The sequence below is a fragment of the Mesorhizobium sp. L103C119B0 genome (assembly GCF_000502235.1).
GTDB lineage: Bacteria > Pseudomonadota > Alphaproteobacteria > Rhizobiales > Rhizobiaceae > Mesorhizobium.
Genome location: NZ_AYXE01000055.1, coordinates 1 through 4,681, shown reverse-complemented (window position 1 = coordinate 4,681; position 4,681 = coordinate 1). Strand labels below are relative to the sequence as shown.

At 58.7% G+C, this 4,681-nt stretch carries 5 protein-coding genes and 1 pseudogene; 5 read left to right on the top strand and 1 reads right to left on the bottom strand.

All coding sequences use genetic code 11. The annotated features are described in order from the left end of the window. The coding region (locus X728_RS1000000169965; protein ID WP_155924077.1) for an ATP-binding cassette domain-containing protein at positions 1-523 on the top strand (523 nt) is incomplete at its 5' end. Positions 524-590: 67 nt separating this feature from the next. After that, positions 591-1,850, top strand: coding sequence for an HlyD family type I secretion periplasmic adaptor subunit (locus tag X728_RS00130; protein WP_023833325.1), 1,260 nt, complete (start codon positions 591-593; stop codon positions 1,848-1,850). Positions 1,851-2,116: 266 nt separating this feature from the next. Here X728_RS00130 and X728_RS1000000170860 read toward each other — a convergent pair whose 3' ends face one another. After that, entirely contained in the window at positions 2,117-2,344 is a 228-nt protein-coding gene (locus X728_RS1000000170860) for a hypothetical protein (RefSeq protein WP_155924076.1), read from the bottom strand. Positions 2,345-2,876: 532 nt separating this feature from the next. On the opposite strand from X728_RS1000000170860, the pseudogene X728_RS0136835 reads away from it, so the two are divergent. From X728_RS0136835 to X728_RS137065, 3 genes and pseudogenes are all read left to right on the top strand, one after another. Beyond that, positions 2,877-3,104: pseudogene (locus X728_RS0136835) on the top strand (helix-turn-helix transcriptional regulator); the annotation flags it as partial. A 140-nt stretch (positions 3,105-3,244) separates the two neighbouring features. Further along, positions 3,245-3,415 carry a hypothetical protein gene (locus tag X728_RS1000000170855; RefSeq protein ID WP_023703258.1) on the top strand — a complete coding sequence of 57 codons (171 nt, stop codon included), beginning with the start codon at positions 3,245-3,247 and terminating at the stop codon, positions 3,413-3,415. A 421-nt stretch (positions 3,416-3,836) separates the two neighbouring features. Beyond that, positions 3,837-4,151 (top strand): hypothetical protein, encoded by a 315-nt coding sequence (locus X728_RS137065; RefSeq protein ID WP_155924075.1) that lies wholly within the window; start codon positions 3,837-3,839, stop codon positions 4,149-4,151. Positions 4,152-4,681: the final 530 nt, after the last annotated feature.

Below are 4,681 nucleotides of genomic sequence, written 5' to 3'. Positions count from 1 at the left end.
CATTGCCGAAAACATTGCTCGTTTTGAACATGATCCTGACCCTGAGGCTATTGTCGCCGCGGCGAAAGCAGCGGGCACGCACGAACTGATCCTCCGATTTGAGCACGGATACGAAACTCCGATTGGTGAGGCCGGATCGGCACTTTCCGCCGGGCAGCGTCAGCTTATCGGTCTTGCCCGTGCCCTTTATCGAGACCCTTTCCTTGTCGTGCTGGATGAACCCAATGCCCATCTCGACGCGGAAGGCGAAGCTGCAGTCGTTAATGCGATCGCCTCCGTGCGCGAGCGCAAGGGCATTGCGGTTGTCGTCGCCCATCGGCCGAGCGCCATCCGCGCCGTCGATTTGGTGTTGGTGATGGAAGGTGGACGGCAGCGATCATTCGGTGCGCGTTCCAAAGTCCTGAAGGCCATCNGTCGATTTGGTGTTGGTGATGGAAGGTGGACGGCAGCGATCATTCGGTGCGCGTTCCAAAGTCCTGAAGGCCATCGAGTCTACACAGGATCACGTGGCAGAGCGCGCTGACATGGAGGATCCCGGTGTCCGGCATTCATCAGAACAATGACGTTTCGAGTCCATTCGCCGGCACCTGGTGGCGGGCCTTCTGGCGAGCGTGATCTTTGTGGGAGGAGCCGGAGCCTGGGCGACCTTCACGAATCTCTCCGGTGCGGTTGTAGCGTCCGGACACTTTGTCGTCGTTTCCTATGTCAAGAAGGTGCAGCACCCGACTGGCGGGGTGGTGGGAGAAATCCTGGTGCGCGAAGGCGACAAGGTAAAAGCCGGCGACATCCTCATGCGGCTCGATGCCACCCAGGCGCGCGCTAATCTCGCCATAGTCACCAAGCGGCTCGATGAGCTGGCCGCCTACCTGGCACGACTCGATGCTGAGCGTAACGATCTCGCGGAAATCCCCTTCCCGGACTGGCTACTCGCCCGAAGAGATGTTCCGGACGTAGCTTCGGCAATAGAGAGCGAGACGTTGCTGTTCGAATTCCGCAGGCAATCCCGCGACGGGAAGCAGGCGCAATTGGCGGAACGCATTACTCAATATCACCACGAGATCGAAGGACTCAAGGCGCAGGAAATTGCCTGTGAAAAAATGATCGAGGTTCTCCAAAAGGAAATTGCTGTTCTAAGTGGGCTGCGCAACCAAGGCATTGTCTCGGACCAACGGTTGAACAGCCTGAAGATCCAGGTTGCCACTTTCGGTGGCGAACGCGGTGAGAAGATCGCAGATCAGGCACAGACGGCAGCCCGCATAGCCGAAACGCGCCTGCAGATCCCGCAGATCGATCAGGATTTCAAGTCGGAAGTGGGCCAGGAGCTCAGAGAGGTTCAGGCGCAGGTCGGGGAGTATGTTGAGCGCAAGGTGGCGGTTGAACAGGAACTGCGGCGGATCGATATCGTCGCGCCGCAGTCAGGCACCATTCAACAACTCGCAATTCATACGGTCGGCGGAGTGATCACGCCCGCCGATCCGATCATGCTAATCGTGCCGGAAGGCGACGATCTTGCGCTTGAAGTACGAATCACCCCGAAGGACATCGACCAAATCCAGCTTGGTCACAAGGCCGTGCTGCGGATGTCAGCCTTCAATCTGAGAACCACGCCGATATTGAACGGATATGTCAGCCGGATCGCAGCCGATCTGGCGACGGATGAAAAAAACGGCATTTCGTACTACCTGGTGCGCCTGTCGGTTCCGCAGGCGGAACTGACGAAGCTCAAGGGCCTGACGCTCGTGCCCGGTATGCCGGCCGAAGCGATGGTCCAGACGGGTGAGCGTACGGCGCTTTCCTATTTCGTGAAGCCGCTGTCGGACCAAATCAGTCGGACATTCCGGGAGGAATGAAATAACCCACAGGAATCTATTGTTGCTATTTCTGTTGATTGTCCGCATGCTATGTGCGTGGTAAGATCTGAAAGCACAGACATTTCCTAATGCCTCTGGGCACCGCTTGTTTCTGTAATATTCAGCTCATGTTGCAACTGAGTATCCTTGGTTTCCAACGGTTTTTACTGGTGCGCGGCTGATGGACGCGACATGAAACGCGACATGAAAAACCCGCCACCAGCCGCAGCGGGCTGTTCGTTTCTCTGATGCGGAATGAAAGTCAGTCAGTGCCGCGTGGCTGACATCGCCTCGAACATATCCCAAGCCGCATCTCGGTTTCGGTGCTTGCCGAGAATGGGGACCCAGCACTGCTTCGCAAAGATCCGAGCTTCTAGATCGTCAGGATGCGTATCGGTCACAAGCGCCGCCCAGTCCCACTTCCGGGCTTCGCGGCGCATCACGTCGACCACAAACCAGCCGGAAGGCGGTCGATCACGTTCGGTCGTTCGCATGGCAGTTTCCTTCTGAACGAAAGATCATTGCCGTTCACTCAGCGGCCTGAAGTCAACGCCGACAGTCTGCAAGACGAGCAGCGCACGCGTGGCTGGCGAGGGCACCGTTTCCCATGTCGGGCTACAACTCTCGGTCATCGTAGCGGGAAATGGTAATGCGCCGCAAGAGTGTTGCAGGGCACGAGGGCTGTTTGGCGGTAGGGGTTGCGCTCGCGAGGGTAGATGTCGCGCATAAGCAGCAGACGTTCGAAGAACAGCCACTCACTGTAGGCTTGCAGCAGTTCCTCCTCGGAGGGCAGAGGCGCCGGTTGCGGCGAGACATGCGCCGCGGCCGCGCCTCTTATGGCCGGAATAGAGGCGATGGCACCGAGCAGGGCGCGGGAAAATCTTCTAAGGGAAGGCAGCGGCCATAGCTTCGCCGGCCTCCAGAAGAGGGGTGTTAGGCATTTGGGTCTGCATTTGCGATAACGTTGCACTAATGGTATAAGGCTGCACGTATCGTACAGTCACTTTAATGTAAGGTTTAACTAAAATGACACTTTCGCCATCTCAATGCCGGGCAGCCCGGGCGCTTGTTGGATGGTCGCAGGATCAGCTGGCAGCGGCCTCCCAGGTGGCCAAGACGACCATTGCCAATTTCGAAGCTGGCAAGCGGACGCCATACGACCGCACGTTGGTCGACCTGCAGGCCGCTCTGGAGGCTGCCGGGGTTGAGCTCATTCCGCAGAATGGAGGAGGCGCCGGCGTGAGGCTCGCAAAGCCGTAGCCGGGCCGGCGCTTGCGTTCGCGCTCAACCGGCGCGAAGCTGCCTTTTGAGGAACGGGAGGGCATACGTATGGCAATTAGATATCGAGCGACGACAACGATCCGGCTCAACACGGATGGCAATGGGGTGCTTGGATGTTGATCGTGTCTCCGCTGGTGCAGGCGATTAGCTGGTACTACTATTTTGCGAAGCCGGACTATGGATGGCTCGGCCTTATTGCCCTCACCAGCGTGACAGTGCCCTGCGGCTTCGTGCTGCTACTGATCGGCCGCGACTATGACAGTATCGTCGACGAGACGAACTGACGCCTCGCCGATGGAGCGGCGCGATGCCCAAGGACAATACGTCTGGCATGCAGCGGGGGGAGGAAGACCTAGGCTGGCGCGTCCCGATGGGCTTTGCCGCGTCGCTCTGGCTGCATTCCTGCTTGGAGGCATTGGCCCGACTACTCGACGATCTGCCGAGATGGCCAAGGCGGCGCCATTTGCGCCCGAGAATGGATCGGCGCGGCAAGCGGATGGATGGCAGCGAGTGCGGCCGCCGTTGCGATCAGGCCGCTGCTAGGTCAGTTGCGGGGCAGCGCAGACAGACGGAATTCGCACCGGGCTACGCGCCGGCAACGCTCAGTGCGACCCATGTGAAAAACGGCCTCGAGGACGCCGTCATTCACATCGTGAACTGGAAGTCCCAGCCGACGTCCTTGACGTCCGGATGGATGCTGGCCGGATGGCGGCCGGGATGTCGATCTCCAGAATTAACGTCTCAGGCGAGCAACTGGCACGCCATTCGGGTGAGGAGGCCATCAAAGGCATTGTGCGCATAGACGGATGGGAGGACCGGAATTCGCGACCGCCTTTCGTCGATGTCACGGTCTACATCACTTTTCACGATGGCGCGCCGGCGATCGTCCCTGTTGAATTCGAGGTGGCCCTAGTGGTCTACGCCGAGAAACCCTATCGAACAACGCTAGGCGCATCGATGAATGTCCGGGTCGAGGGCACCTTTCAGATCGACGAAACTTCGATGGTGTTTCAGCCGTAACCCTCGCCGGCAGAATTAACTTGCTCACAGGCTACCGTGTGCACTCCTCTGCGATCCTGATGATGCGACCGATAGATACATTGCCGCCAGCTGGACGGCGGCAGTGACCCCTTGCACGGTCTATGGAAGGTGGATAACTCTTCCGGCATGTCGGTACGCCAGAACATTCAGGTTGTGTGCGTCAAGTTCTGCAAAATGGGGCAGCCATGATGCTGGTCATGCGGCTTGGCGCAGAGCGAGCTTCTTGTGCTCGCGCAGGTCGTCCATATTGATGTATCGGTTGGCCTCCATCCAGTTTTCGTTGGTCTCGACGGCCAAGGCCCTGACCAGGCGCAGGCAGCTTTCGGTGTTGGGGAAGATGCGCACGACGTAGGTGCGCCGGCGGATTTCCTCGTTGAGCCGCTCCAGCATGTTGGTGGATTTAAGATGCTTGTGGTGCTGTCTCGGCAGCCTGAAGAAGGTCAGGGTTTGTTCGATGGCATCCTCGGCCCAGCCTGTCAGACGCGGATAAGATCGGAAGAGCGTCGTGT